This is a genomic window from Nostoc sp. UIC 10607 (genome assembly GCF_047228265.1).
In the GTDB taxonomy this organism is placed as follows: Bacteria; Cyanobacteriota; Cyanobacteriia; order Cyanobacteriales; family Nostocaceae; genus Nostoc; species Nostoc foliaceum_A.
The window spans coordinates 1-26,449 of the sequence record NZ_JBIQNW010000019.1 but is presented as its reverse complement, the minus strand read 5'-3'; the positions used below and the strand labels follow the sequence as shown (position 1 = coordinate 26,449).

Genomic DNA, 26,449 nt, shown 5'->3' with positions numbered 1-26,449 from the left:
GGGTTTTCGAGACGCGATAAATCGCCGTCTCTACAAGTGTTTTGGTTTTATCTGAACTGTATTGGGCTAGGTTTCGTTATCTGAACGCAGTAATCTATTAGCCTGTAAGATTGAAATTAATGAACTTGGCATCATTGGGATTTATCTTGCTCCCACTCTCGCTTGATTTTCTCCAAATCCTTCGCTGCACCCAATTGCTGAAAGATTTGATGCGCTGTGTTGTAATGCTGTTGGGCAAGTTCTGTATTACTGCGCTTATGCTCTAGCCGTGCTAAATCGTAGTTAATCTCTCCCAGTAAGTGAGTCATCCCCAATTCTTGGGCTATTACTAAAGCTTGTTTAGAAAACTGTTCTGCTGCTTCGAGATTACCGCGATCGCATTCATTTTTTCCTAAACAACTATAAGACTGAGCAATGCCAGAGCGATCGCCTAATTCTGTCCGCAATGCCAAAGCTTGCCGATACAGGATTTCGGCTGCATCCCAATTACCACGACGGTACTCTATGTATCCCAACTGTTCCCAAATATTAACCATGCCAGAGCGATCACCCAATTCTGTCATCAATTTCAAAGATTGGCGATATAGGGTTTCGGCTGCATTCCAGTTACCGCGATTGCGCTCTATATATCCCAACAATCCCCAAATATTCGCCATGCCAAAGTGATCGCCTAATTCTGTCATCAATTTCAAAGATTGGCGATATAGGGTTTCGGCTGCATCCCAGTTACCACGATTGCTCTCTATATCTCCCCACTGTCCCCAAATATTCGCCATCCCAGAGCGATCACCTAATTCTGTCCGCAATGCCAAAGAGTTATGATACAAGGTTTTGGCTGCATTCCTGTTGTCAGGATTGCGCTTTGGGATTCCCAAGAAATAAATTATCCAATTTTGTGGGGTGGGCGTCTCGCTCGCCCATAACCACAGGCGTGCAAGATGACCATCCCACAATAAATAGTTGGATATTTTTTTATTTGGAAATCTTGCAATATTTCCCCACTGTCCCGAAATAGAAGCCATGCTAGAGCGATCGCCTAATCCTGTCTCAACTTTTAAACATTCTACATAAAAGGTTTCAGCTGCATCCCAGTTACCGCGTTTACGCTCTATATCTCCCAACATTCCCCAACCAGAAGCCATACCAGAGCGATCGCCTAATTCTGTCATCAATTTTAAATATTGTCGATAAAAGGTTTCAGCTGTATCCCAGTTACCGCGTTTGCGCTTTATGTCTCCTAACAATCTATTGCTATATGCAATACTATTTTTACTTTCTTGCTTTTGGGCAATGGCTAAAGCATTCTGAAAATATCTTTCTGCTTCATCCCAATTGCCTAAATCACGATGAATGACTCCAATCCATTGCAAGCAGATGCAGCATTCCTCCTCATCAATGTGCGGCAAAACTTGTTCACATAAGTCTTTTAATAAATTCCAGTGTCCCCAACGTCTCAGATATTTTCCCAAAGTTCTCGTTATTAAATTATATGCTTCACTGTAGTTGCCCAACTCAAAAGCAAAATATTGTGCTTCCAGTACTAGGCGCAAATCTTCTAAAGTTTTAGGATTTTCAACATTCTTGCCAGAGCAGTAAAACTTATAGATACTATTGAGTAGATTGGGCAGTTCGTCTTGATATTCCCCTTGAAGAAACTCCACAATCACCCGATGTAAGTCATAAAATATCTCACATTGCTGTTCATCATAGCGACTCTGCACCAAACTGCTATCGACTAATCGCTCTAAAATTGCTTGCGTTTCACTAATTTCTTTCTCTGTAAATTCAGCAGGTTCTTCTAAGACTGCTGCCATTTCAAAGCGATCGTCTTGCTCCCAATCATTTGTATATAACCTCAAGAAAGTTAAACCTCGGATATCTATCCCCACACGCAACACACACATCCGGCTGAGTAAATTTCGCGCTGCTTCACTTTGTCTTGCCAGTTGTTCTCTGAGGATGGGTTCAGCCTTTTTCGTCACTAATTCTGGATGCTTCCGCAGATACCCAGGCTTACCCTTACCAATAGCCGCCAGTTGGGTTAACAAAAATACGTGTCCCTCAACGCGCTCAGATACCCACTGCAAATCTGCTACAGTGTCTTTCAGTTGGCGCTGTCGCAAAATCTCAACTCCCGCGACTGTCGCCACTCCAAAAATTCTCTCGATATACACCAATTCTGAATCTGGTTCCGCACCTTCATAGCGAATATCTGCCAAATCTGCTGGTACTTCTCGACTGGTTAATAGGGTTTGTGATTGATGCTGCTGATAAACTAAAGCATTTAGCAGTTTACCCCAGTCTGGTGAAATTGCCCGTCCTGCTTGCGGATGGTTGGCAGGCTGTAAAATACTTTCTAGGTTATCCAGCACTACAAGAGTGCGTGTTTGCGCCAACCCTTCAATAATTTTGGCTGTCTTTTCATCAGCAGTTTTCAACGTCTCTGCTGTTTGAATACCCAAACCTTGAATTAATAAAAATTCTGCCACATCATCAAAACTTGTCCCCTCCTGCGCTTTGAAATACATTACGCACTCATAAGGACACTCTTCTACATTCGCCCCTTTTTCAACAGGAGTTAGGGCGGATCTTCCACAATTAACGCCCAGTGCTTCTAAAAGTTTTACGGCTAAACTGGTTTTGCCAATACCTCCTTGTCCAATGAGTGCCAATACCTTAAGCGGATTTTCTGGTTGCAGTAATTTTGTCTGCAACTCTTCAAGGAGTTCATCTCGTCCCTTCCACACAGGTACTTCTGGGATTGCTTGATTTCCCACCAACCGTTTTTCAGTTGTTGTTTTTGGCTGTAGAGGCGATCGCACTTCAGCTTCAATTTTATTGAGTTCATTCTCAAGACGCGCCAGTTGAGCCTTTTCTTCCGAAAGCTGATGTTCTAATTTAAATTTTGCTGTCGTATCAGTCTCAATAGCGAAAGCATTCCCTATCCGCTTTACTTTCTCGCTTTGAATATCCCACTGTTTTTGCAGTTGGTCTCGTTTTTCCTCTAATCGACGCTGTTGTTCTCTGTTCATTTAGAGGCTGAGATACAAGTTGGATTACTTAAGTATAATCATGATAATCTACGGTGCTGCTAAAGGGTGTGTACTTAGCGGGCTTTTTTAGGAGCGATAGCACCACTCACCCCAAAAACGTAGACGTAGGGCTGGTTATCGTTAGACATCGCCTTTTCAACTTCATCATTCCACCTCATACTATTTCACTTTAATAATGATACAAATACGCTGGTAAGGGCATGGCAATGCCATGCCCCTACGATAAATCTATATGTATCAGGATTTTTGTAAATTGGTATCAGAACTCAGAAGGCCGACCTTTGATCTCGGAAGTTCATGCTCAGAACTCGGAAGTCCAAGCTTTTATCTTGAAGTTTTATGCTCAGAACTCGGAAGGCCGACCTTTGATCTCGGAAGTTTATGCTCAGAACTCGGAAGTCCAAGCTTTTATCTTGAAGTTTTATGCTCAGAACTCGCAAGGCCGAGCTTTTATCTCAAAGCTTCATGCTCAGAACTCGGAAGTCCAAGCTTTTATCTCGAAGCTTCATGCTCACAACTCGGAAGTCCAAGCTTTTTCCTCAATCCGTCGAGTTAAGAGGCTGATAAATCTAAACTTTGCTGAAAAGAGATTAGTATTTCATTCAATGCAGCCATGTCAATTAAAAATGCATCATGTCCGTGGGTTGATTGCAGCCAAGCCAGTTGAGCATTAGGGATTAAATTTGCCAATTCTTGTTGTTCTACTGGAGGATAGAGGATATCAGAATCAATGGCGATAACTAAAGTCGGTTGCTGGATGCTTCGCAGAACAGATTCATAATCTGATAAATTTGGAACTATGCGATCGCGTGCAATATCGTGGCGATCCATTACATGAGTGAGGATAATGTAAGTGTTGGCATCAAATCGTTCTGTCAGCTTTTGACCCTGATGCTGTAAGTAACTGGCTATAGTAAACTGCTCAGATGCATCATACTCCCGCCCAAAGCGGGTTGTAAAACTATCCCAAGAACGATAAGTAGACATTGCCATCATCCGCGCAACAGCTAGTCCTTGATTTGGGGGCGCATCCAGAGTATAGTTCCCATCTTGCCAGTTTGGATCGGCATAAATTGCCTGTCTTTGGGCTTCACTTAATCCAATACACCAAGCTGAATGTCTGCCAGAAACAGCGATGGGTGCGATCGCTTCCACCTTCTCTGGATATAGTAATGCCCACTCCAGTGCTTGCATCCCACCGAGTGATCCGCCTATTACTAACCGCAGAGATTGAACACCCAGATATTTTAGTAGTGCAGCTTGCAGGTGAACCATATCTCGGATTGTAATCTTAGGGAAGGATACGCCATAAGGCTTTTCTGTTATGGGATTGATACTAGTTGGCCCGGTTGTCCCGTAACAACTTCCCAAGATATTGCTGCACACAATAAAATCGCGTTCTGGGTTGAAGGCTTTCCCTGAACCAAACAAAGGCTCCCACCAATCATCAGCGTCAGCCGAACCAGTTAACGCATGACAAATCAGTACCCCATTATCGCCTTGGGCATTTAACTGTCCCCAGGTGCGATAAGCAACCTGAACCCCAGTTAATGTTTCGCCCCCTTCCAGTTGAAATGGCACTGTAAGCTTGTAAAGCTGGGTTTGTGGTGAGATGAAGTCTGAGTAGATCATATCTAGGAGTGGGGAGTGGGGAGTGGGGAGTGGGGAGTGGAGAATGGGGAGACAAGGGGGACAAGGGGGAATTCTTGAACAAGTCTCTCCCTTGTCTCCCTCCTCTTCCTTGTCTCTTCTCCATGCTCAATCCTCCATTCTCAATTTCGAGAGAACTAAATCCTAACTTGCCCGAATGCCTGCTGGAAATCCTCTTTGATATCGTCGATATGTTCAATTCCCACTGATACCCGCACCAAATCGGGTGTCACACCTGCTGAAAGCTGTTCATCATCACTCAGTTGTTGATGGGTTGTGGAAGCGGGATGAATAACGAGGGTTTTAGCATCACCCACATTTGCTAAATGACTTGCCAATTTCACATGATTAATAAAAGCTTTACCTGCCTCCAATCCACCTTTGATGCCAAAGTTTAAAACTCCCCCAAAGCCATACCGGAGATATTTTTTCGCTCGTTCATGATATGGGTGATTGGGAAGTCCCGGATAATTAACCCATAATACTTGCTCTTGTTGCTCTAACCATCGAGCCAATTCTAGAGCATTGCTCACATGCCGATCTACACGCAAAGAGAGAGTTTCTAATCCTTGCAGTAAAAGAAAGGCGTTAAATGGACTCAAGGACGGGCCAAAATCTCGTAACCCCTCGACTCTGGCGCGGATAATAAAGGCAATATTGCCAAAGGAACCACTAGGGCCAAATACTTCTTGGAAATTCAGCCCATGATAGCCGGGTGCTGGCTCAGTAAACAAAGGAAATTTGCCGTTACCCCAGTCAAATTTACCCGAATCGACAATTACGCCACCAATGGAAGTACCATGTCCACCAATCCATTTAGTTGCAGATTCCACTACAATGTCTGCACCATGTTCAATTGGTCGAGCTAGATACCCACCAGCACCGAAGGTATTATCCACAATTAAAGGTATGCCGTTTTCGTGGGCAATGTGAGCTAATGCTGCAAAGTCGGGGATGTTGAATTGGGGATTACCAATGGTTTCAACGTATAACGCTTTGGTGCGATCGTCGATCGCCTGACGGAAACTTTCCGGATCATCTCCCTCAACAAACTTGACATTAATACCCAACCGTGGAAGTGAAACTTTAAATTGGTTATATGTTCCCCCATACAAAAAACTAGTGGAAACAATATTATCCCCAGCCTGAGCAATGGTAGTGATTGCCAAAAATTGCGCCGCCTGCCCACTAGCTGTTGCTAATGCTGCTACACCCCCTTCTAAAGCAGCAATTCGTTTTTCAAATACATCGGTCGTCGGGTTCATGATCCGAGTGTAAATGTTGCCAAATTCCTGGAGAGCAAACAACCGCGCTCCGTGGTCGGCATCGTCAAAAACGTAGGAAGTCGTTTGGTAAATTGGTACAGCACGAGCATTAGTTCCAGGAGCCGGTTCTTGTCCAGCATGAACTTGCAGGGTTTCAAAACGATATTGTTCAGACATAAGCAGTTATTTTAGTTTCCAATAATATAAGTAAGTAATATACTATTTGAGCCTTGTGTTGGATTAATCAACGGTAATTAGTCAGGCTTGCCGTATTTTACAGTTATTTTTAGTTAATTAAACATACTGTAAGGACGCACAGCTAGCTATGCGCCCATGCAGCCAAAGTAATTTTAAGTCGTGGAAACGCTAGCGGAGATGTTCTCTCTACTTCTATACGGCGCAATTCCTTAAAAGCAAAGAACGTCAGTGATGCTAGAATCCCCGCCATTTATGCCTGGGGAGTGTCAAAGAAAGAATTTTATCCCTGCAAAAACTGATCAAGCAATTTAGGGAACCAACATTGAACGAGGATTAATCATCCCTGCCTCTTGAATTGTTGAAAAAGCAGTTTCCCCGATGATGCGATGAGCCGCAGCTGTCGGATGAATACCATCCCAGAACAAAAACTGGTCTGGATTCCCGCAGGTGCGATCGCCAAACAAACATGGACTGCTCACATTGGTAAAGTTAAAGGCTGCCGGATTTGCGTAGGCGTAGCCCGTCGCAAACATCGCATCTCGATACAGCCCATTAGCATCTAATACCACCATCTCCAGATCGTAATGCTGTTGATTTAGTACTTTAAGCGATCGCCTCAAGCCTTGATTATGTGCTTGTGTTGATGCATTGAGGTTTACAGAATTCGTACTGTTTTTAGTGGCAGGTGACAGTCCTAAATCTGGTAAATTTGCAACCAGAATCTTTTTAGCACCCACATCAGTTAGAGAGTTGATTGCCGTTTAACTGTTAACGACCATCAAGAGTGTTTATATACTTTAGACGCGCATCAACTTAACATCGTTAACAAAAATTAGACTTGCATCGCTGCTCAAACCGTTGAAAGTTCGCCAGAGTAAAAGTAGGAGTTTTACATCCCTTTGGTTGAAAACTAAAATGACTCAAAAACTTACAGCCCCAACCCATAGAGACAAATATATCCGTGTTGCTAAATTTGCAGATGTTCAAGCAGCAGGTAGTTTGTTGGTTCGTAGCGAGAAACATACCATAGTTCTGTTTTACTCAGATAATAAAGTCTATGCAATAGATAACCGTTGTCCTCATATGGGCTTTCCGCTTCACGGTAGCACTTGCAAAGATGGCATTGTGACTTGCCCTTGGCACTATGCCCGCTTCGACCTCGCCAGTGGCGGAACATTTGACTCTTGGGCAGATGATGTTCCCTCCTTTGATGTAGAAATCCGTGATGGGGAAGTTTGGGTAAATCTAGCTCCTCTAGTTGACCTTCATGCCCACCATCGCCAACGTCTTCAGGATGGTTTAGAACAGAGTATTTCCTTAGTTATTGCCAAATCAGCGATCGCACTACTAGACATGGGGGCAGATATTACCGAACCATTTCAGGTGGGACTGGAATTTGGCACTCGTTACAACAAAGCAGGCTGGAGTACGGGCTTAACCATCCATACTTGCATGATGAATTTGCTGCCTTATCTAGATGCAGAAGACAAACCCCGCGCCCTTTTCCAAGGACTTTCAGCAGTAGCTAGTGATAGCGCTGGAGCGCCGCCTCATTTCGTAGTTCATCCATTGCCCAATTCTACCGTTGACCTGAATACCCTCAAAAGCTGGTTTTGCCAGTTTATTGAGGTGCGAGATAGTGAAGCCGCAGAGAGATGTCTGATATCTGCAATTCGGGCGGGAGCTAATTCTGAGCAAATTGCAGATATGCTGTTTACATCTGCCACAGACCACCGTTACATCGATAGTGGTCATGCACTCGACTTTATTAACAAAGCGCTGGAATCTCTGGATGCCGTTGGTTGGCAAGGGGCAGAGTCAGTTTTGGCGAGTCTAGTTTCTGGTTTAGCAACTGCTTCCCGCATGGAAGAATCCAATTCCTGGCGCTATCCGGTGGATTTGGTGGCAATTCTGGAGTCTGCCTTTGAGCAGTTACCTATGGCTTTAGCAACAGGACAACCCCGACATGGAACTTGGTCAGGTCAAGAGGAATTAGTGCCGATTTTGTTAGGGGAAGACCCACAGAAAATTGTCAACTCTCTTCTGAGTGCTCTGGAAGCTGGTTGTACTGAAGAACAATTGGCAAGTGTAGTTACTTACACAGCAGCACTGCGGGTAGCTCGCTTTCATACTAACAACGATTTTGGGGACTGGAATTCGGCGCATCATCCGTTCACTTTTGCCAATGCAGTCCATCAAGGATTACGACGGGTGCCTTCGCTGGAATTATTACGAGGTGTGTTTGATGCTGCCATAAGTGTATATTTGAATCGTTTTTTGAATGTGCCACCAGCAAGACTTCCAGAACCAAAGGACTCTGCTCAAAATCCTGAAGAATTACTCAACCAACTACCAGATTTATTAAATCGCCAACAGCAAGTAAATCAGACAGGTCAGTTAGTGGCTGATTATTTGTATAGTGGCGGCTCTGCTGAACGGTTGATGGCAATGTTGGGTAAGTTGATGCTGCGGGAAAATCGGGAGTTCCATGTGATTCAGGAAATAGAAGCAGCTTTCCGACAATACTCGCTGTTAGGTCAAACTGCTGGTATTCATGTACTAGTTGCTGCTGCTCGTTATCTAGCAGCACACGCGCCGACAATGCGATCGCAAGGACAAACCTATCAAATTGCTTATCGGTTGCATAAAGGCGATCGCCTGTTTGAAGAATCGTAATTTAGCTAATCTGGGGAGACTTGATAATTGCTGCGATCGCGGCAATTTCTGCAATGCTTGGCAAACTCAAGAGGCGAATTAAAAGTTGCATAAATTTTCAACTCGCCTCAGTTAAGTACTTGAAAATTTCAACCAATCTGTTCTGTACTGGACTTAAAGGAGTCTCTATTGCTCTTGATGTCGCTCAATTAGCTCACCCTTTTGGGTGAGTCATATATCAACCGATCAGATGAACTGACTGAAGGAAGCTGAGATTAATAATAAAGAGGACTCTATTAATAAAGAACACCGTTCGCATTTTACCTAAGAATTATTTATGAAACTTGTTACCTTAATAAATTCTGCACTTATTTTTGCTGCGATTACTCTTGTACCTGGAATCGCTGGTGCTCAAACAGCTACTACCAACGGTAGTGCAATAGTTATTAACTCTAACAACTTATCCAGTAACTCTACTTCTATTAATTATCTCCAGCCTTTCAATCTAGTTACTTTTGCTTATCAGGGAGGTCTGAAACAACACGGAATTCCCAGCGGAGGAGAGCTAGTAATTGAAACTCTACACAGAAATATTATTGCAAAAGATTTGGTTAAGGCTGCTGTTAATGCAGATAAATTACCATCACACGTTTTAAACGACCAAAATTATCTGAGTGCTGTTAATTTCCAACTCAACGCATTGCCTGATTATGCTGCTGCTGATTGATTTGGTTTTTTTAAAAAGCGAAATTTTTCATTATAGTATATCCGTGCGCTTATTACCAATATAAATAAAAGCCTTTTCTACGCAGAAATTGCTGTGTATAAAAGAAAGTTTAATGTTGAAAAACAATTTTTAAATTTTGAGAAAAGTTGTGCCTATAAGTTGCATTTCTGGTGTGCTAAAGCCACAGAAAATTGTATAATCGACAGCCTATCGACCACAAATTTCTTTTTCTATAGAGAATGACAGAAGTAATTAGATCCGGGAGCTTAAATAACATCGAGTCCATTGAGTTTGAAAAACAGTGCTTGCACAAAGCCAGAGAAACAGGCGATCGCAATAGGGAAGTCACTTGTTTAGGAAGTTTGGGCAATGCTTACCACTCACTAGGCGAGTATCACCTGGCAATTGAGTTTTATCAGCAGTGGTTGGATATAGCTAAAGAAATAGGCGATCGCTTCGAGGAAGCCAAATCTTTATCTGGGTTGGGCAATGCTTACCAATCACTGGGAAAATACCAGCGAGCGATTGAATTTTATCACCAGTGGTTGAGCATCACCAGGAAAATAGGCGATGCCTACGGCGGGCAAAGCCAACGCACTGGAGAAGGCATTTGCTTGGGAAGTTTGGGCAATACTTATGAATACCTAGGCAAGTATGAGCAAGCGATTGAGTGTTATCAGCAGTGGTTGAGTATCAGCAAGAAAACAGGCGATTGGACCGAGGAATGCATTTGCCTGGGAAGTTTGGGCAATACTTATGAATCGTTGGGGCAATACCAACTGGCAATTGAGTTTTACCAGCAATGGTTAGAATTAGCAAGATTAATCAGCGATCGCAATGGCGAAGGCATGGCCTTAAGTGGGTTGGGTAATGCTTATAATGCTCTGGGACAGTACCAAAGGGCAGTTGAGTTTCATCAATATTCATTAGAGATCAGAAGGAATCTTGATGATCAAAATGCAGAAGCAAACGCCTGGTTTAATTTGGGTCTGGTATTAGAAAAAATCAATCGAGAATCAGAAGCGATGGAGGCCTTTTGCCATGCCCGCGAAATCTATCACGCAATAGGACTCGATGTAAGTCTGCAAGATTGTAACCATGCGATTCAGCTTCTTTCTGAAAACGTTGCAAATGCAGCATCTCGCTTCTGGTTTAGGAGATGGTTAAGTTATTTGTCGCAGTTCATCAAAGCTGGTGCTAACTAGTAAAATCTCCCACCACTGATTCAGTTAATGTGAGGATGTTTTAAAAGGCTTTGGCAATTTCTAATCGCCAAAATACATTGAAAAACCACTTTTAAAACATCCTCTGAATCCAGCGAGATTACATCAAGAGGACGGATATTTATTGAATACTGCAACTGAGTCTTTGTGATCAAAGGAAAGCACAGAAAATGGGTCTTTTCGATTCCCCATCTCCATCCCAGGAGTGCCTACGGGCATTTGGGGAACAGATAAACCAGCAACATTTGGCTTTTCTTGAAGCAGACGTTTGATGTCTTCTGCTGGGACGTGTCCTTCGATCACATATCCATTAACAATTGCTGTGTGGCAAGATGACAAGTTATCTGGCACGTTGTACTTTTGTTTGACTGTTTCGATGTCAGGCGTGGAAAAGTCTGTGATTTGAAAACCTTGTGTCTTTAAGTGCTCAATCCACCCGCCACAACAATTACAATCGGGACTGTGATATACAGTGGCATTTAGTGCTGTTGATTTTAATGGTGTCTGTTCATCTTGGATACGCTTAGTGGTACTTACCAGTTGAGCATTAGCTGCAAGAAAATCAGGAAAAACAGCTTGAGCATTACTCATAGAAGCAGTGCTTCCCAAGATGCCCAACACTCCTACTGTTAGACAAATTATTACCACTGCACGTACAGCAGCACGTACCAAGATAGGAGGTAACCATTTTTGCCAGTAATAAATAAATTGTTTGTGCGACATCTGAGACTTCCTGAGTACAACATTGCATAAATTTGTTGTAACAAATTCCCTCCAAAAAGACTCTGCATACCTTTACTTTTGCGTTTATTTTGTGTCCCCCTGCGTTTAAAAACACTACAATTTTATGCAAAACAAAAGCAATTCCTTAGCAGTCATCATAACTGCAAGCTTAGACGCGTAGCAGCTTGTCGCCAGACATCATTTCATCAAAGCCACCATTATCCAACTTCCACCAAAGGCGGGGGTATTTTAACTTTCTGCCATACCGATTGCCCTGTCAGCAGTTCCACAACATCCATCCCATTCCCAATTACACCTGGTACACTCGGATAACCAGCACTCGCCCCTACCAAAAAGAGGTTAGGTAACTCTGTCGTATATCCCAGACGATTTAAACCAACCTGTTTGGGTATTAATTTCGCACCGTAAATATTACCCTGCGGTTGTCCCAGATAAAATTCGCTGGTGGTAGGTGTACCGTAAACTTTTATCCGGGCGTAGTTGTCTACATCTGGAATCAAATCTCGCACATTTGCCATAATCTGCTGATAAATTTCCCGCTTTTTGGCTTTATAAGCTTTTGGGTTGGTTTTGTGCAGATGTTCAAATGGTTCATAGGAACACACAGTGGCAATCTCTAAGACATGATGTCCCTCTGGCCCCATCCCTGGTTCGGTGGATTTCATCGTCGGACAAGAGAGGAAAATCCACGGTTGGCTAAAGTCACCTTGGAATTGTTGTTGATATTCTCTGTTCAGGTCGCCTGTGGGATAATACCAAATATTCCAGTTACCAATGCCGTAGCGTTGGGGATCGAAGCGGCTATCTAAACCCAGGTAAATATTGAAAGCACTGGTTGAGTATTCGTAACTAGTGAGGCGTTGATGCTCCTTTTGACTCAGGGCTGCAAAATCATGCATTAACTCCAATGTTAATTTGGGGTCGAGGTCACTGATATAAGCTTTGCTGGCACAATAGGTCATACCATCGGCAAGGACACTATGGACAGTGTGGTTGCTAACTTGAATATGGCTTACCGGGGTTGAGTATTTGATCACACCTCCACCTGCGGTAATTACGTTTGCAATAGTGTTAACAAGGTGTTTGAAGTGATGTTTGGGATAATAAGCGCCTTCTGAGTAGTCCCAAACTAGGGAAGTGTGCGTGAGTAGCGCAATTTCTTGGGGTGGTAGTGCATAGTCGCCACTTTGCCCCGCCAGCACTGCTTGTAGTTTAGGTGATAAACCGACATGGTTATACAAATCTTGTAGTGTCCAATTCCGCTTCCAAAATAGATTCAAATATTTTGGTAACTTCAACCAGTCAGACAACTTCTGATCAAACAAGCGTACTTCCTGTACTAGGTTGCGAATTTCTTGGTGGAGTTGCTGAATTTCATTGCAATAACGGTTAATAGCAGCAGTTTCTTCTGGAAATGTGGAGAGTAAACGCGATCGCAGATTTTCCCATCCCAAAGGAATTTTAAAATCCGCCTCTGGGGTGATCACTCGATCAATGCAGTCAGGATCAAGGCTATTAAACGGTACATCTTGATCAATATAGTCGAGAAATTGGGCTATAGTCTGTCCAGAACCACATTGAGAGATGTAATGTACGTCAGCACAAAAACTGTATTCCCCGTAATCAAAGGTGTGACAACATCCGCCAGGTAAATAATGTTGTTCTAGAACTGCTACCCGATAACCTTGTCGAGTTAAACAGGCTGCGGTCGAAAGTCCACCCAGTCCGGCTCCCAGAATCACATAATCGAAGATTTCCATATCAGCCTCCTTGGCAATCTTGATTTCTCTTGATTTCGGTGTTATGTGTTTTTATCACCCTTTTTTACCAGTAGAAATGCCAAAATAATCAACGGCTCTTTACCTAGCTTTGCAGTTTTCATTAAATGAAAATAGGTAGAAAAATCATCCGGTAGAAGGTGTAAGGATTTTTATCGTTGATAGTAGTAATTGCACCATCACCGAATATTTTAATATTTAGCTATGGCAATTTTTTGCCAACATCCTCACTAACATTTAGATAGCCTAAAGGATGTTTAACAGTTCACTGATTTAAAGTAACCGCAAAATTTAGCTTCAAATCACCGTCAAAACTTGCAGATAATTGGCAGGCGATAATTTCCGAATTTAAGCCCTTATTCTTTAATCCTTATGTCTATTCATATTATCGAAACTAAAAAAGTGATTTAATAATGTTTGCTTTTCTTCACAAAAACTGATTAAAGTATTAATTAGCTAAAAGTATACTTATAAAATTACTGTTTGATTTTTGACTATTGATCCTTGATTAATGACCGGAACAGACTCATGATACAAGCCTCTAAATTTATTTATGGGGATTATTAATTTTGATTTTTGAATTCGGAGTGAAGCGACGTGACTATTAACCCATTTACACCACTTATCGGACAACAGCAAGCCATAGAATTACTCACTCAGGCTGTCAGACAAAACCGGGTTGCTCCAGCGTATCTATTTGTGGGGCCAGATGGTGTAGGAAGGAGTTTAGCAGCTAGGTGTTTTGTGGAATTGCTATTTTCGAGTGAGATGGGAGTCACTACGGCTTTACAAAACCGTTTGCGTCAAGATAACCATCCAGCTTTGTTGTGGGTGCAACCAACGTACCAATACCAGGGACAACGATTAACAGCAACAGAAGCAGCCGAGAAAGGACTTAAGCGTAAAGCACCACCTGTAATTCGGCTAGAGCAAATTCGGGAAATTACCGAGTTTCTCAGTCGTCCGCCCTTGGAAGCACCGAGAAATGTGGTAGTGCTGGAAGAAGCGCAAACAATGGCAGAAGCAGCAGCGAATGCTTTACTTAAAACCTTAGAAGAACCGGGACAGGCGACGTTAATTTTAATTGCACCTACACCTGAGTCTGTTTTGCCAACTTTGGTGTCACGCTGTCAACGCATTCCTTTTTATCGTTTAGATGCACAGTCTTTGGCTGTTGTACTCACACAAACTGGTCATCAGGAAATTTTGCCAAATCAGGCGGTATTGAGTATAGCAGCTGGCAGTGCGGGAAGTGCGATCGCATCTTACGAGCAATTACAAACTATTCCCCCTGAGTTACTCGAAGATTTGAAAAAAGCCCCTGCTTCCTACCGCAAAGCTTTGGAGTTAGCCAAGAAAATCGATAAAGATTTAGATACAGAAGCCCAACTGTGGTTAGTTGATTATCTTCAGCAATTCTACTGGCAGCGGTGGCATCAACCCAGCATCATCAACCAGCTAGAACAAGCTCGTAAGTACTTGCTTTCTTACGCTCAACCAAGGTTAGTTTGGGAATGTCTGCTTTTATCTGTATGTCAAAAATAAAATCTCATTTACTAACTCTTGCACAAACCCCTCAAACCCTCTAGCTATATTAAATAATATTACTTAAGCGATCAGGAATAGTGATGATCAAATAATTACTAATTAGTAATATTTATAGAAAGCACAAAGCGGTACTTAATAAGTAATTATATGAATTATCATGAGACATCGTTGGCGTTTATGAGATTACTAGTATGAAACGGCCAACTGATTAGGTGTAGCCCATTGTAGACATTGCTCTTTGATTATCCACTACTTTGAGACTGCTGGTAGCGACGCAAAACAGATTGGATATTTTTTTTACAAACCTCTTCACCAACTACCTGAGAAAGCTCTCGCCACAGCTGAGAACCGACTTGTTTGATGTAGTCGTGTTCATAACTTATCTGCACCGCAATTTCCGCATAGGTGCGTCCCAGCCAACTTTCCAGCAAGACTACAGATTGAACATCATTGAGTCTTTGCCCAAAGGTAGACCATAAAAGAGTATCGACTAGATTCAGCGCCTCTTGTGCCGTCATGGGTTAGTCTGCTTTATTTATAGGTTGAACTTATAAAATTTCTCTTTTTAATCAGATTTTTACGTAAAAAGTTACATTTTTTTACAGTAACGACTCACTTTTTCTCACCGACAGAGCGATCGCATCGGGTTAATAGTTAATACAGTATAGTGAGTTAAACCATACCTCTCAAGTTATAAAAAGGACATCAACTCTATGAAATTTGGTATTGATATGGGACACAATTGCCCTCCTCACGATACAGGGGCAACAGGTATCCAACAAGAAGATATTTTAACGAAAGCAGTTGGTACAAAGTTGATCCAAAAGCTAAAAGCAGCAGGACATACGGTTATTGATTGCACTCCCACAAGTGCTAGTAGTGTAAACGATTCTCTGAGACAACGAGTCAATAAAGCAAACGCCAATAACGTTAACGTCTTTATTTCGATTCACTTTAATAAGTTCAACACTATAGCTAATGGCACAGAAATTTTTGCCATTAGCAATACATCAAAAGGTATCGCTAAATCAGTTTTAAAAGAGATTGTTAAGCTTGGATTCAATGATAGAAAAGTTAAAAATGCAGATTTCTTTGTTATCAAAAATACACAAATGCCAGCTATTTTAATTGAGTGCTGCTTTTGTGATGCCAAAGTAGATATGGATCGCTTTGATGCTGAAAAAATGGCCGAAGCAATTAAAGATGGATTAATTGGTGAGTCAGATGATGAAGCTAAACCTGATAAAAATTACATTTTGGAAGTTACAACAAAAACGGTTTTAAAGCCTTCCACAGAACAGGCATCAGAGCTACCAAAAGAATCTCTCTTCGATCTTGAACCAGGGAGTTACCCCATTTTAGATGTCCGTTTTGAAGAAAACCATTACTGGGTTAAGTGGCCTGATAAAAGTAAAGTAAACCGAGATAGGCATTTTGTTTTTGCTGGACATGCCAAAGTTATAGAAAAAAATTAACTAATTATATCTAAATTATTTGTTAACACCTAGATCCTCGAATTATTGAAGAATTTGGGGATCTGCAAAATTTTTTAATAGGACAAAGATATGTCATTACTAGATAATTTAGTCAACAATTATTTTAATAAAGATTTAGCAGTAATATTTACAGATATTGGCATTGATACTGCAAGAGTTTCTGAGATAAATAGGCAAATTTTAAAAGAAGTTACCCTTGCTCAATGGTTACTAGAGTCTACTAGAGGGAAAAGCGATCTTGCTGTCCATGCTAACAATTTTGCCGGATTAAAATGGCGAGATCCTGATATGAAAGGGTTTGCCGAACCGTTGAAAATCAAAGTTCCTTCTGAGTCAGAAGAAGTTGAGTTCTGTAAATTTACAGATATAGACGCTTTTATTATTGGTTATTGGAAGTTTTTAACTCGCACTCCCTATAAAGGCTTAGAAGATCATACCAACACGCCAGAAAATTTTCTTGGCTTTCTCAGGGGTAAAGGCTATTCATCCGATCCTAACTATGTGAATAAAGTTGTGAATTTGCTTCCAGAGGCACAGAATTTACTGGCTAATGCCGGTGGAGTTACAATTGCTCCGGTAGAAAAACTACAGCTAATTCGTGCGCCAAAAGAAGTGGAAGTAGGGCAAAGTTTCAGGGTTGAAGGTATAGCTCGTTTAGAGGACAAGGGCAAAATTTTGTCGGTGATGATTGATGACAAATTTCCAGCCCCAAATGTAGCAATTAGTCAGGATGGCAAATGGCAATTTGATTTAGTCTTTAAACAAGAAGGCGATCGCCGCATGATAATTGCTGTTGATGATCAAACTCTAGAGATCCAAATTAAAGTTGTTGTTCCTTTCGATCACAAGGACGATGAGAACACTCAACAACCTACAGCATCCAGTTTACCAGGGGCGAAGGTAATTAAACTCGGTGGTAGTGTGGGAATTGGCGGAGTCAATAAAGCTGATGATGTTAAGGCTATTAAGGGGCGATTGCATGAGCTAGGCTACACATGGGTAGGTGATCCTAACCGTGCAGACATAGAAAGAGGACTCTTTGACGGAATCAAACTATTTCAGTCAATTATTGCTGGTCGCAGTACTGTTAATGGTGATGGTCGAGTTGATGTTGGTGGAATCACTCATCGATGGTTGCAAGCAGCTAACGCACCACGGTGGGAGTTGATGCCAAAAAGCGACCCTGATAATGGTTTCGTTAACGGTGAACTGGAAGACACCCAAGATAATCACGATTTTGGAACACACTGGTTAGCTGATGTGATTAAAAAAATTGCCCAAGATTATCAAAACAGTTATCGTAATACTCACCCCACAGCTGCTCCATTCGCAATTAACGATGTTAGCCTTCCTCATGGAGGGGATACTCCCGACCATCATGGACATGAAACTGGCATGATGTGCGATGTTTACTTACCCAAAAAAAATCGAAATTTTGGTGGCATCATTTGGTCGAGTTCTGAATATGATCAAGATGCTGCACGAGCTATTCTCAAGTCTATTGGTAAGCAAAAGCTGGTAAGGGCAGTCTTTTTTAACGATCAACAGCTAATTAAAGAGAAACTTTGTGTTTCTTTGAGTGGTCACGATAATCATATTCATTTTGAAATTAACCCACCAGTGAGGAGCTAATTCTTGGTGAGTTCAAAGCATTAAATTTCACCACTCTCGAAACCTCTCCTCAACTAGGGAGAGGTTTAAAAAGCTTATTCTTATAACTTCTGTCCTGCGTAAATTGATCGCACTTCGCCGTTACGGCGGATAACAGCTTCACCATTACTAACATCTACTAATGTCCAACCGCTTGAGCCAATGCTTTCACCCATATTTATGCGACGAGTCACGCCATCAATTTTAAACAAAGCAGCGGATTTGTTACCCAACTCTAGCAATCCCTCTAAAGTATTACTCGGAGCAACTGCGATCGCAGTTGCCGGATATACTTGTTCCTGGGTAATAGTTGGTTCGGACTCTGGGGCGAGGGCTGCACGTAATGGAACTACTGGTAATGCAGGCAGAGGCTTGGGTGTTTGGCGCACGGTAATGGGTGCAGTTTTCGCAGCTACAGGTTTAAGTTCGGCTCGTACAGCGGCAGCTAACATGTTGACAGTTACAGGCTTGGCAGCTTGTCGCACCGTGTTCAGGGCATTTTTCACCACATTCGGTTGAGATCCCTGTAACGCACTAGCAACTTGTGGTAAAAGTGTGGGAGTCCCAGGAATAGCCGGCAGCGCATAGCGCATTGGCGACGGCGCTTGATAAACGGGAACGTAGATCCGCTCAACAACGCTTCCAGAACGGTTGGGGACTGGTGGTGTATTGTTTGCTAAAAGGGGAAGTGGTGGTAGATTACCAGTTGTTTGCTGGTTACCAAGAGCTATTTGGTTAGTATTTGCCTGACTGGAGAATCCAGGGGTGAAAGATTTTTGATTGCTTTTTGCTCCTTGCTTATCTATAACCGCCAGTGCTCCCAGCATGTAGTCAACTAACTCTGCCTCAATTTCTGTTTTTACCGGCAACTGTGACTGCGGTTGCGGCACTAGAAGAGCTGGCTGGGTTAAGTTGGTATTTAAAAGATATACGACTCCAGACTGTACCAGGTAGATCATACCAGCGATCGCCACGCCTAAAGTTGTTCCTACAATCAGCAGTTTGCCCCAAGTCCGACTACTTTTCTGATGCTTTCTACTAACTGGTTTAACGGTGGCGGTGTCAAAGACAACGGTACTCAAGTGCTTGTGGTTATTTTGGGCACCTACCTGTACTGGCTGATTCACTGTGTTCGGTAAGATAATCTGCGGTATCGTAACTGTTTGCAGCACGTTTTCTGGAGGCGACTGGCGTTGAGGTTGGGGAGAAACCCCAGCAACAGACTGGTTCGATTTCTTCTGCCTACTGTGGCTAACGGTTTGAAAAAGCAGATTACCACTAACATCCAGAATGGAGTCGATATCGGCAAAGAGTTCATCCATTAAACCATCAGCATAGTTTTCTATCGACCAAGGCTCGTTGGCGATTAAGTCTTCTGATGGTTCCGGTACTATGAGACGGGTGCTGGCTTCTTGTAACATAGACTTTCTGGGTTGTTGCTAGGACGAGGAAACGCCGCACCTACTGCCTGGGAATTAGGATTACAGATAAAATATCCAATCCGCCGTCTTATTGAGACGAGTTGGTTGAGCGTTGGTATTAAAGTCAACTTTAATCTGGGGATTGTTCATGATGCCACTACTAATATTTATGTCATCTATCATACCAATCTCCCTCCCTACTACTATACTCAGTCTTTATCAAGCTTGTGTTAAGCTAATGCTGGAAACTCTGATTGGCTCTTGGTTCTACGCAATTCTAAATATAATAATAAAGCGTTAACGTCTGCTGGGTTTACACCACCAATACGTGCAGCTTGACCAAGAGTGAGTGGTTTTACGTGAGTTAGCTTTTCCCGTGCCTCTTTGGAAAGAGTATCAATTGTTGTATAGTCCAAGTCCGCAGGTAACTGGCGGTGTGCTTGGCGGGCAATTTGGTCAATTTGATTTTGTTGCCTAGCGAGATAGCCAGAATATTTGATATCAATTTCTGCACCTTCTTTCTCGGCACGGTTGAGGTTGGGGTTTCCCAGTCCGAACCTGTCGAGGTCAACGTAATGGAATCCCGGACGGCGCAGTAAGTCATTGAGAGTAATTGAACCTTTGATTGCTTGTTGGGTATTAGATGCGATCGCTATTCCCATTTCATCATGTTCTTTGACTCGTGTAGCTTGCAATCTTTGTTTTTCTGTGGTGATATTTTGCTGTTTTTGGGTAAATAGATCCCAGCGGCGATCGTCAATTAAACCAATTTCCCGTCCCAAGGGTGTCAAGCGTTGGTCAGCATTGTCAGAACGCAATATCAATCGGTACTCAGACCTACTGGTGAGCATCCGGTAAGGTTCCCGTAAATCTTTAGTACACAAGTCATCAACTAGCGTCCCAATGTAACTTTGCTCGCGGGCAAACACAATCATTTCTTGAGATCGAACAAATCGAGCTGCGTTAATTCCCGCCACAAGCCCTTGAGCTGCGGCTTCTTCATAACCTGTGGTGCCGTTAATCTGCCCAGCACAAAATAGTCCGGCAATTTTCTTAGTCATCAGTGTGGGGTAACACTGAGTTGCAGGTAAATAATCATATTCCACAGCATAGGCGGGACGCAGCATCACACATTTTTCCAAACCGGGGAGAGTCCGCAACATTTGCAATTGCAAATTTTCTGGTAACCCTGTAGAAAAACCTTGGATATAAAGTTCGGGTATATCCCGTCCTTCTGGTTCAATAAAGATTTGATGGCTTTCCTTATCGGCAAAGCGCACAATCTTATCTTCAATACTGGGACAATAACGCGGCCCTTTCGCTTCCACCCAACCGCCATAAACTGGCGATAGGTGCAAATTATCTTGAATTAGGCGATGGGTTTCGGCGGTTGTGCGGGTGATGTAACAAGGCATCTGTTCCCGTTCTACCCACGCCTCTGGGTCAAAGCTAAACCAGCGGACATCTTCATCCCCTGGCTGGATGAGCATTTTACTATAATCTACTGATCGCTTGTCTACCCTTGCTGGAGTTCCAGTTTTGAGTCTTCCGGTTTCAAATCCCAGACGATTCAGGGTTTGTGTCAATCCCTCAGCCGCAAATTCTCCAGCCCGTCCAGCTGGCATTGACTTGTTCCCAACCCAAATTTTACCCCCCAGGAAGGTGCCAGTCGTCAAGATGACTGCTTTACATTGGAACCCTACACCAAAATAAGTTTCAACGCCGATGACTTCATCATTAGCACCCAGTACCAAATCGGTCACCATACTTTCGCGGATTGTCAAGTTGTCTTGATTCTCGACAATATTCTTCATCACCGCTGCATATTCGCGCTTGTCTGTCTGGGCGCGTAATGCCCAAACAGCAGGCCCCCGTGAAGAGTTGAGGATACGTTTTTGCAGGTAGGTGCGGTCTGCTACTTTACCAATTTCCCCGCCAAGTGCATCTACCTCATGGGTCAACTGAGATTTGGCCGGGCCACCCACTGCTGGGTTACAAGGTTGCCAAGCGATTCTATCCAAGTTGAGCGTCAATAGCAGGGTACGACAACCGAGGCGTGCAGAGGCGAGAGCTGCTTCGCAACCGGAGTGACCTGCACCGACGACTATGACATCAAAAGCGTCTTGGAATTCAACGGAATTGTGCATGGTCATACTTACAGGATCAGCAAGCTTAGAGTTCTTTCCAATTTTAACTGTTCCAGTGGTTTCATGGATGTATCTTTCTAATAAAAAAGTTATCAAATTTACTAGTACTCAATTAGAGACAAGTTTCTTTTTTTAACTTGAGCAATCAGTAAAAAATATAATATTTTTTAAGAATCGTGGCAATGCTCCAGTTTATTTACCACAGCAATTTTTCACATGGTTAACCCTGAAGATAAGCTGATTTGTTACGGTTCTATATTAGATATATTGCATAAGTTATATAGAAGCATATATCAACGTGATAAATTCTCTGCTTTCATCTATATGATTTTTGGTTGTAACTCATCAACAACAGATTACAAGAGATTTATCACTTTTATTAAATGAACTAAACAATTATTTAAAAATGAAACTCCCTATCAGAAAGAAAAAAAATATTACTAAAATTGTCAGAAAAGCGACCTTCATCAGTATAGTTATCTTAATGATTTTTATCTTAGTAGCCAGTAATGAGATTACCCATCACAAATTGGCTAGAACTGCCCAACCATTAAATGGATGCTTGAGTAGTGATTTATTAACTTGTACAGATACCTCTAAAAAGACAATATTAGAACCATTTATTCCCAACCAAGAATTAAATGAACAACAGCGTTTTTTATCTGCGATCGCTAGGAAGTTACCAGTTCCTCAGCCTGGTACTTATGAATATATTTTGCTACGAGCTTATGGTGCAGTCTTTGTAAATCAAGATATCGGGATTAAACTACCGCCAAAATATATCTTTGCTAATGAACAAGAAACCCAAGAGTTTCAAGCTACTTTAACAATGGGTCACGTTAATGGCACTAGGGATTGTTATTTACAAAAGTCGGCAGCTGATGCTTTAAATAAGGCGCGATCGCTACAAAAAATACCGCTAAAATCTGGTTATGGTTCTGGTGATTGTACTCGCACTTTTAACACAAATTTAAGATTTTGGCACAAATATGCTAATGAACAAATTTTGGCAAAAGTTAAAGAGGGTAAAGAGACAAAAATTCTCGGTTTAGTTGCACCTCCTGGCACTTCACAACATCTCTGGGGATTAGCAATTGATTTACGCGTAGGTAGTAAAGAACAAAGAAAAGCTCTTAATGAAAATGGTTGGTTTCAAACTGTAGAAAACGATGTTCCACATTGGACTTATGTAGGTTTAGCTGAAGAGAATCTACCTCTATTTGGTTTTAAGAGACAAGTTGTTAGAGGCATTACTTATTGGATTACGCCACTTTAATTGTTAGATAGTATTAAAACTTGGGAATACTAACCTAAAAGATGTATTGTCAGGGATTTAGCTATGCCAAACGAAGCTGCTAACCAGGAGCAAAGTTTCCTGATCGATTTATTAAGAGCAACTTATCAAAATCAGGAAATATATCCAATATTACAACATAACTTAAGCAAACTCAACGAAAATTTAGCTTTAATTTTGCGAAAATGGGTAAGCGATCGCTTTGCTCAAGAACCTGCAATTGCTATTAATTTAGCTAGAGTCCTTATCAAACTGAGTACCATTATTCAAGAGTTTGAACAAGGGAACCCTGCGAGTAATCTAGAAATTGCGATCGCTGGTTATGAATCAGTTTTACAAGTGTGTACCCATGAGGCTTTTCCCACAGAATGGGATATCGTCCAGCAAGCTTTGGTAACAGCTTATCAGCAACGCCAGCAAATTCTCTCCAGAACTATTGGTGAACTTCGGGAACAGACTGTACAAACCCAGGGTCAAATTAATACATTAACGGAGCAATTACAAGAAGAATTACAACAAGCAAAGCTGCAAGTCAATGACTTAAAAACAACAATTACACAGTTAAAACAGGAAGTAATTAGTTCCGAGTCAACGCAAGAAATAACCTCTTTAATAGCTGAGTTAAAAGAGTTGAAGCAGCGTCAAATTCGTGTAGAGCAGGTTACTGCCACCGCTCATACTTTACCTAAGGTTGAGCAATTTAATACAGCTATTTTTTATGATATTGAAAACTTAACAATGGGTAGAAGCAACCCTAACTTAAATTTTTCTCTTAAACAAATTCAAACAAATCTGGGAAATACTAGCTTAGTTAATAAAATTGCTATCCAATGTGCTTATGCTGACTGGAGTGATTCTCGATTAAGGCTACTCAAGAATGAAATTCAAGAACTTGGCATTGAAGCAATTCAAATTTTTGATTACAGTCATAAACGGAATGCAGCAGATATGCAACTAGCCATTGATGTGATGGAATTAGCCCAAAGTCGTCCTACGTTGCAAGTTTTCGTTATTGTATCAGGTGATGGTGCATTTGCCGCTTTAGCTAAAAAGCTTCATGAATATGGAAAGACTGTAATTGGATGTGCTTACGAAGGACAAATTAATCGGGTTCTCAAGTCTGTTTGCGATCGCTTTATACCTATACCTACTCCCCAAGCAAAAATAGAGGAGATTCCAATTAATCAAGTAAATAGCGATAGTTCATTAAATGATGATATTTTAGTACTAACCAAGAAAGCTTTGCAGGAATTAAAGCAGAATTTGGAGCACTTAAATCAGCTTAAACAAGGTGGCATTCATATACCTCAAATTCACAAGATATTGAGAGAGAAAATTCCATGCTTTGACCAAACAAGAGAAAAGCATGGTGAAAAGTTAACAAACTTTTTAAAAAAAGTAATTGAAGGAACAGATATTTGTCTATCGATTGAGAACAATAAATTAGTTTTGAGAGAAATTTTAACGATAGGCTCTACAGGCTCATCAAATAGAAATTCGACAGGTGTAACTGACTCTAGCAGTAACTTCAAAGAGATTGTAGTAGCTGGTAAATCTTAATATCAATTATTTGTGAAACTTTATAACATCAAGCTTGTTGAGACAAGAAGCTTAAACACCTTGTTCAATATTTCTTAGATATTAAATGTAGAGTGGCTTGTTGTTAAACATCGCAAACTAAATATTAGAATTTACGCAACAATAGCCAAAATACTGATTTTTATGTAGAGGCAATTTATGAATTACCCCTACAACGTTTATTTTTGTCTAAGTCCTAGATGTAATCAAATAGCTCCTCTAGTTTGAGCAAAATATTAATTGAAAAGTCGATTTAGTATTACTTCACTTCGTTGGGTTCAAACTTTGTCACCTTACCTTTCTTAATTGCTACAATCACATCGTAGTGTGAACAGTAAGCGAATGTGACATCATTGGTTTTGTTATAAAGGTTAACTACATGACCTGCACCACCTAGCTGGATACCGATTGGCTCCAAGTCAGCAAAAAAGAAACGACGCAGTTGATCACCACTACCAATCTGACCCTTACTCTTAGTAAGCAAATCTAGTTTCTGTGCTATAGACATTTCTTCGGCTGCTGATGCTTGGACTAATAACGGATTGATCACCTTTAATGGTGCGTCCCAAACTGTAAAAAAACCAACCAAAGCAAAACTTGTAAGTAGGGGCGCGAGTTTCATTTGTGACTCCTCTTGTTTGTTTTATCCTGAACATCCCAAGCATCTCAGGCGGGAGTGAGAACCTATTGAAACTAAGCCACTATTTTTATGAATTTATCCCTTAAGAAAATTTAGTTGATTCTCAGCGCTTTCTCAGGCAAGGATGGTAGTTTAAAGCCACAGCATAATTTAAGTATTTTCTCAACAAAACTCATTTTTAACTGCGTAAGTGCAACTTAATATAATGAGCAATGCTTTCCTTGCAGTGGTGTTATTGTGACTAGACCCAAAAGACCACATCGCCTAATCCATAGAGTTTCGGGACAAACATATCTCTGGCTAGCAATGGTAATTTTTGCAGCTTCTGGCGCAGTTACTCGGAAGCTAACAGAAATTGGTGCTGAACATTTTATCGGCAATCGCAATCCGATTTCTTTGTGTAATGTTTTATTCGTGGGAAACCTTTGCGCCTTGATACTTCTGCTCCTAATCTATGGGCGACAGTGGAACAAAGCTACTTTGAAGCAATTCTCAAGGACGGATTGGGTCAGTCTAACAGCAGTAGCTATTTTATCAGGAGCCTTAGCCCCTGGCTTAATTTTTCAGGCATTAGCACTCACAGGAGTGAACAATGTCATCTTGGTGGGACGTTTGGAACCGCCTCTAACTCTGGCTTTATCAGTCTGGTTATTGAGAGAACGCGTAAATATTTGGGAATTTATCGGAGCGATCGCAGCGTTTATCGGTGTTATCCTAACGATCATTCTTCAGCCTCCAGAAGAAACCATGATGAACATGGGAGGTTTCGGTTTAGGAATAGGGGAAATTTTAGCAGCAGTAGGATCTGTGGCCATAGCCGCTTCTACAATTCTTGGTAAGAAATACCTTTCGCAGATACCTTTGGGAATCTATAGCATTTTTCGGACTGCACTAGGAACCGTAATCTTTTTCTTCATTGCTTTAGTCCTCTATGGTAGCGATCATTTTGCTGATGTTCTCTCACCGTTCTTGTGGCAATGGATGTTTCTCTATGGTGGGTTAATTGTGGTACTAGGTCAGTCTTTTTGGATTAAAGGCTTGAAAACTGCCACTGTATCTATGGCTTCCTTAGTTAGCTCATTTAGCCCAATTGCAGGCATCCTAGCAGCTTATTTAATTTTAGGTGAAGCCCCTACCATACCTCAATATATTGGTGGTAGCGTGATTTTAGTAGGCATATTCTTGAGCCAGCTTGGCACTTGGCATAAGATTACTAACAGAGTTGCATCTGAGAAAGTAAACTACCTACGCTCCCGCAAGCGGTGAGCGTAGGCTTTTAAGTAGCCCTGAACTAACCGTACTGATTTCACAGCACAAACAGTTCGAGCCTCTGGGCGAGTTTACAAGATTCACCCCAATAGTAGCAATATTTTTTGCTCCAT

General features: G+C 41.7%; 20 protein-coding genes. 9 read left to right on the top strand and 11 right to left on the bottom strand.

Annotation, left to right across the window (positions count from 1 at the left end; translation table 11 throughout):
- Positions 1-131: 131 nt before the first annotated feature.
- From ACEYW6_RS17695 to ACEYW6_RS17680, 4 genes are all read right to left on the bottom strand, one after another.
- Positions 132-3,032, bottom strand: a complete 2,901-nt coding sequence (locus ACEYW6_RS17695) for a tetratricopeptide repeat protein (protein ID WP_412980747.1) — start codon at positions 3,030-3,032, stop codon at positions 132-134.
- A 573-nt stretch (positions 3,033-3,605) separates the two neighbouring features.
- The gene (metX, locus tag ACEYW6_RS17690) at positions 3,606-4,685 is read right to left on the bottom strand and encodes a homoserine O-acetyltransferase MetX (protein WP_412980746.1); all 1,080 of its coding nucleotides are present in this window, start codon (positions 4,683-4,685) and stop codon (positions 3,606-3,608) included.
- Positions 4,686-4,840: 155 nt separating this feature from the next.
- Positions 4,841-6,145, bottom strand: a complete 1,305-nt coding sequence (locus ACEYW6_RS17685) for an O-acetylhomoserine aminocarboxypropyltransferase/cysteine synthase family protein (RefSeq protein WP_412980745.1) — start codon at positions 6,143-6,145, stop codon at positions 4,841-4,843.
- A 329-nt stretch (positions 6,146-6,474) separates the two neighbouring features.
- A complete protein-coding gene (locus tag ACEYW6_RS17680) occupies positions 6,475-6,921 on the bottom strand; it encodes an SGNH/GDSL hydrolase family protein (RefSeq protein WP_412980811.1) in 447 nt (148 codons plus the stop codon).
- A 160-nt stretch (positions 6,922-7,081) separates the two neighbouring features.
- Here ACEYW6_RS17680 and ACEYW6_RS17675 point away from each other — a divergent pair, with 160 nt between their 5' ends.
- The 3 genes from ACEYW6_RS17675 to ACEYW6_RS17665 all read left to right on the top strand — a co-directional run bounded on the left by ACEYW6_RS17675 (position 7,082) and on the right by ACEYW6_RS17665 (position 10,753).
- Positions 7,082-8,842, top strand: coding sequence for a Rieske (2Fe-2S) protein (locus ACEYW6_RS17675; RefSeq protein ID WP_412980744.1), 1,761 nt, complete (start codon positions 7,082-7,084; stop codon positions 8,840-8,842).
- A 316-nt stretch (positions 8,843-9,158) separates the two neighbouring features.
- Positions 9,159-9,548 (top strand): hypothetical protein, encoded by a 390-nt coding sequence (locus tag ACEYW6_RS17670; protein ID WP_412980743.1) that lies wholly within the window; start codon positions 9,159-9,161, stop codon positions 9,546-9,548.
- A gap of 239 nt (positions 9,549-9,787) precedes the next feature.
- Entirely contained in the window at positions 9,788-10,753 is a 966-nt protein-coding gene (locus ACEYW6_RS17665; RefSeq protein ID WP_412980742.1) for a tetratricopeptide repeat protein, read from the top strand.
- A gap of 123 nt (positions 10,754-10,876) precedes the next feature.
- Here the strand turns inward: ACEYW6_RS17665 and ACEYW6_RS17660 are convergent, their stop codons facing one another.
- On the bottom strand, positions 10,877-11,494 hold the full coding sequence (locus ACEYW6_RS17660) for a DUF411 domain-containing protein (protein ID WP_412980741.1): 618 nt from the start codon (positions 11,492-11,494) through the stop codon (positions 10,877-10,879).
- Between the two features lie 218 nt (positions 11,495-11,712).
- Positions 11,713-13,275, bottom strand: a complete 1,563-nt coding sequence (locus tag ACEYW6_RS17655) for a phytoene desaturase family protein (RefSeq protein ID WP_412980740.1) — start codon at positions 13,273-13,275, stop codon at positions 11,713-11,715.
- A gap of 615 nt (positions 13,276-13,890) precedes the next feature.
- On the opposite strand from ACEYW6_RS17655, the gene ACEYW6_RS17650 reads away from it, so the two are divergent.
- On the top strand, positions 13,891-14,838 hold the full coding sequence (locus ACEYW6_RS17650; RefSeq protein ID WP_412980739.1) for a DNA polymerase III subunit delta': 948 nt from the start codon (positions 13,891-13,893) through the stop codon (positions 14,836-14,838).
- Between the two features lie 245 nt (positions 14,839-15,083).
- Here the strand turns inward: ACEYW6_RS17650 and ACEYW6_RS17645 are convergent, their stop codons facing one another.
- Positions 15,084-15,359, bottom strand: a complete 276-nt coding sequence (locus ACEYW6_RS17645) for a hypothetical protein (RefSeq protein WP_196512722.1) — start codon at positions 15,357-15,359, stop codon at positions 15,084-15,086.
- 195 nt (positions 15,360-15,554) lie between these two features.
- Between ACEYW6_RS17645 and ACEYW6_RS17640 the strand changes: the two genes are divergently transcribed.
- Together ACEYW6_RS17640 and ACEYW6_RS17635 are read left to right on the top strand one after the other, a co-directional pair.
- Positions 15,555-16,316 (top strand): N-acetylmuramoyl-L-alanine amidase, encoded by a 762-nt coding sequence (locus ACEYW6_RS17640; protein ID WP_412980738.1) that lies wholly within the window; start codon positions 15,555-15,557, stop codon positions 16,314-16,316.
- A 90-nt stretch (positions 16,317-16,406) separates the two neighbouring features.
- Positions 16,407-17,969 (top strand): glucosaminidase domain-containing protein, encoded by a 1,563-nt coding sequence (locus ACEYW6_RS17635; protein ID WP_412980737.1) that lies wholly within the window; start codon positions 16,407-16,409, stop codon positions 17,967-17,969.
- Positions 17,970-18,049: 80 nt separating this feature from the next.
- Here ACEYW6_RS17635 and ACEYW6_RS17630 read toward each other — a convergent pair whose 3' ends face one another.
- The 3 genes from ACEYW6_RS17630 to mnmG are packed head-to-tail and all read right to left on the bottom strand — an operon-like array spanning position 18,050 to position 21,561.
- Positions 18,050-19,408, bottom strand: coding sequence for a hypothetical protein (locus tag ACEYW6_RS17630; RefSeq protein WP_412980736.1), 1,359 nt, complete (start codon positions 19,406-19,408; stop codon positions 18,050-18,052).
- A 60-nt stretch (positions 19,409-19,468) separates the two neighbouring features.
- Entirely contained in the window at positions 19,469-19,591 is a 123-nt protein-coding gene (locus ACEYW6_RS17625; protein WP_412980735.1) for a hypothetical protein, read from the bottom strand.
- 47 nt (positions 19,592-19,638) lie between these two features.
- Positions 19,639-21,561, bottom strand: a complete 1,923-nt coding sequence (mnmG, locus tag ACEYW6_RS17620) for a tRNA uridine-5-carboxymethylaminomethyl(34) synthesis enzyme MnmG (RefSeq protein WP_412980810.1) — start codon at positions 21,559-21,561, stop codon at positions 19,639-19,641.
- 400 nt (positions 21,562-21,961) lie between these two features.
- On the opposite strand from mnmG, the gene ACEYW6_RS17615 reads away from it, so the two are divergent.
- The gene (locus tag ACEYW6_RS17615; RefSeq protein WP_412980734.1) at positions 21,962-22,831 is read left to right on the top strand and encodes a D-alanyl-D-alanine carboxypeptidase family protein; all 870 of its coding nucleotides are present in this window, start codon (positions 21,962-21,964) and stop codon (positions 22,829-22,831) included.
- A 63-nt stretch (positions 22,832-22,894) separates the two neighbouring features.
- Positions 22,895-24,409, top strand: a complete 1,515-nt coding sequence (locus ACEYW6_RS17610) for an NYN domain-containing protein (RefSeq protein WP_412980733.1) — start codon at positions 22,895-22,897, stop codon at positions 24,407-24,409.
- Between the two features lie 277 nt (positions 24,410-24,686).
- Here ACEYW6_RS17610 and ACEYW6_RS17605 read toward each other — a convergent pair whose 3' ends face one another.
- Entirely contained in the window at positions 24,687-25,049 is a 363-nt protein-coding gene (locus ACEYW6_RS17605) for a hypothetical protein (protein ID WP_412980732.1), read from the bottom strand.
- 255 nt (positions 25,050-25,304) lie between these two features.
- On the opposite strand from ACEYW6_RS17605, the gene ACEYW6_RS17600 reads away from it, so the two are divergent.
- A complete protein-coding gene (locus ACEYW6_RS17600; protein ID WP_412980731.1) occupies positions 25,305-26,333 on the top strand; it encodes a DMT family transporter in 1,029 nt (342 codons plus the stop codon).
- Positions 26,334-26,449: the final 116 nt, after the last annotated feature.

Coding starts and splice junctions, on each gene's coding strand:
- ACEYW6_RS17695 (WP_412980747.1), bottom strand. CDS start 3,032: ATGAACAGAGAACAACAGCGTCGATTAGAGGAAAAACGAGACCAACTG.
- metX (WP_412980746.1), bottom strand. CDS start 4,685: ATGATCTACTCAGACTTCATCTCACCACAAACCCAGCTTTACAAGCTT.
- ACEYW6_RS17685 (WP_412980745.1), bottom strand. CDS start 6,145: ATGTCTGAACAATATCGTTTTGAAACCCTGCAAGTTCATGCTGGACAA.
- ACEYW6_RS17675 (WP_412980744.1), top strand. CDS start 7,082: ATGACTCAAAAACTTACAGCCCCAACCCATAGAGACAAATATATCCGT.
- ACEYW6_RS17670 (WP_412980743.1), top strand. CDS start 9,159: ATGAAACTTGTTACCTTAATAAATTCTGCACTTATTTTTGCTGCGATT.
- ACEYW6_RS17665 (WP_412980742.1), top strand. CDS start 9,788: ATGACAGAAGTAATTAGATCCGGGAGCTTAAATAACATCGAGTCCATT.
- ACEYW6_RS17660 (WP_412980741.1), bottom strand. CDS start 11,494: ATGTCGCACAAACAATTTATTTATTACTGGCAAAAATGGTTACCTCCT.
- ACEYW6_RS17655 (WP_412980740.1), bottom strand. CDS start 13,275: ATGGAAATCTTCGATTATGTGATTCTGGGAGCCGGACTGGGTGGACTT.
- ACEYW6_RS17645 (WP_196512722.1), bottom strand. CDS start 15,359: ATGACGGCACAAGAGGCGCTGAATCTAGTCGATACTCTTTTATGGTCT.
- ACEYW6_RS17640 (WP_412980738.1), top strand. CDS start 15,555: ATGAAATTTGGTATTGATATGGGACACAATTGCCCTCCTCACGATACA.
- ACEYW6_RS17635 (WP_412980737.1), top strand. CDS start 16,407: ATGTCATTACTAGATAATTTAGTCAACAATTATTTTAATAAAGATTTA.
- ACEYW6_RS17630 (WP_412980736.1), bottom strand. CDS start 19,408: ATGTTACAAGAAGCCAGCACCCGTCTCATAGTACCGGAACCATCAGAA.
- ACEYW6_RS17625 (WP_412980735.1), bottom strand. CDS start 19,591: ATGATAGATGACATAAATATTAGTAGTGGCATCATGAACAATCCCCAG.
- mnmG (WP_412980810.1), bottom strand. CDS start 21,561: ATGACCATGCACAATTCCGTTGAATTCCAAGACGCTTTTGATGTCATA.
- ACEYW6_RS17615 (WP_412980734.1), top strand. CDS start 21,962: ATGAAACTCCCTATCAGAAAGAAAAAAAATATTACTAAAATTGTCAGA.
- ACEYW6_RS17610 (WP_412980733.1), top strand. CDS start 22,895: ATGCCAAACGAAGCTGCTAACCAGGAGCAAAGTTTCCTGATCGATTTA.
- ACEYW6_RS17605 (WP_412980732.1), bottom strand. CDS start 25,049: ATGAAACTCGCGCCCCTACTTACAAGTTTTGCTTTGGTTGGTTTTTTT.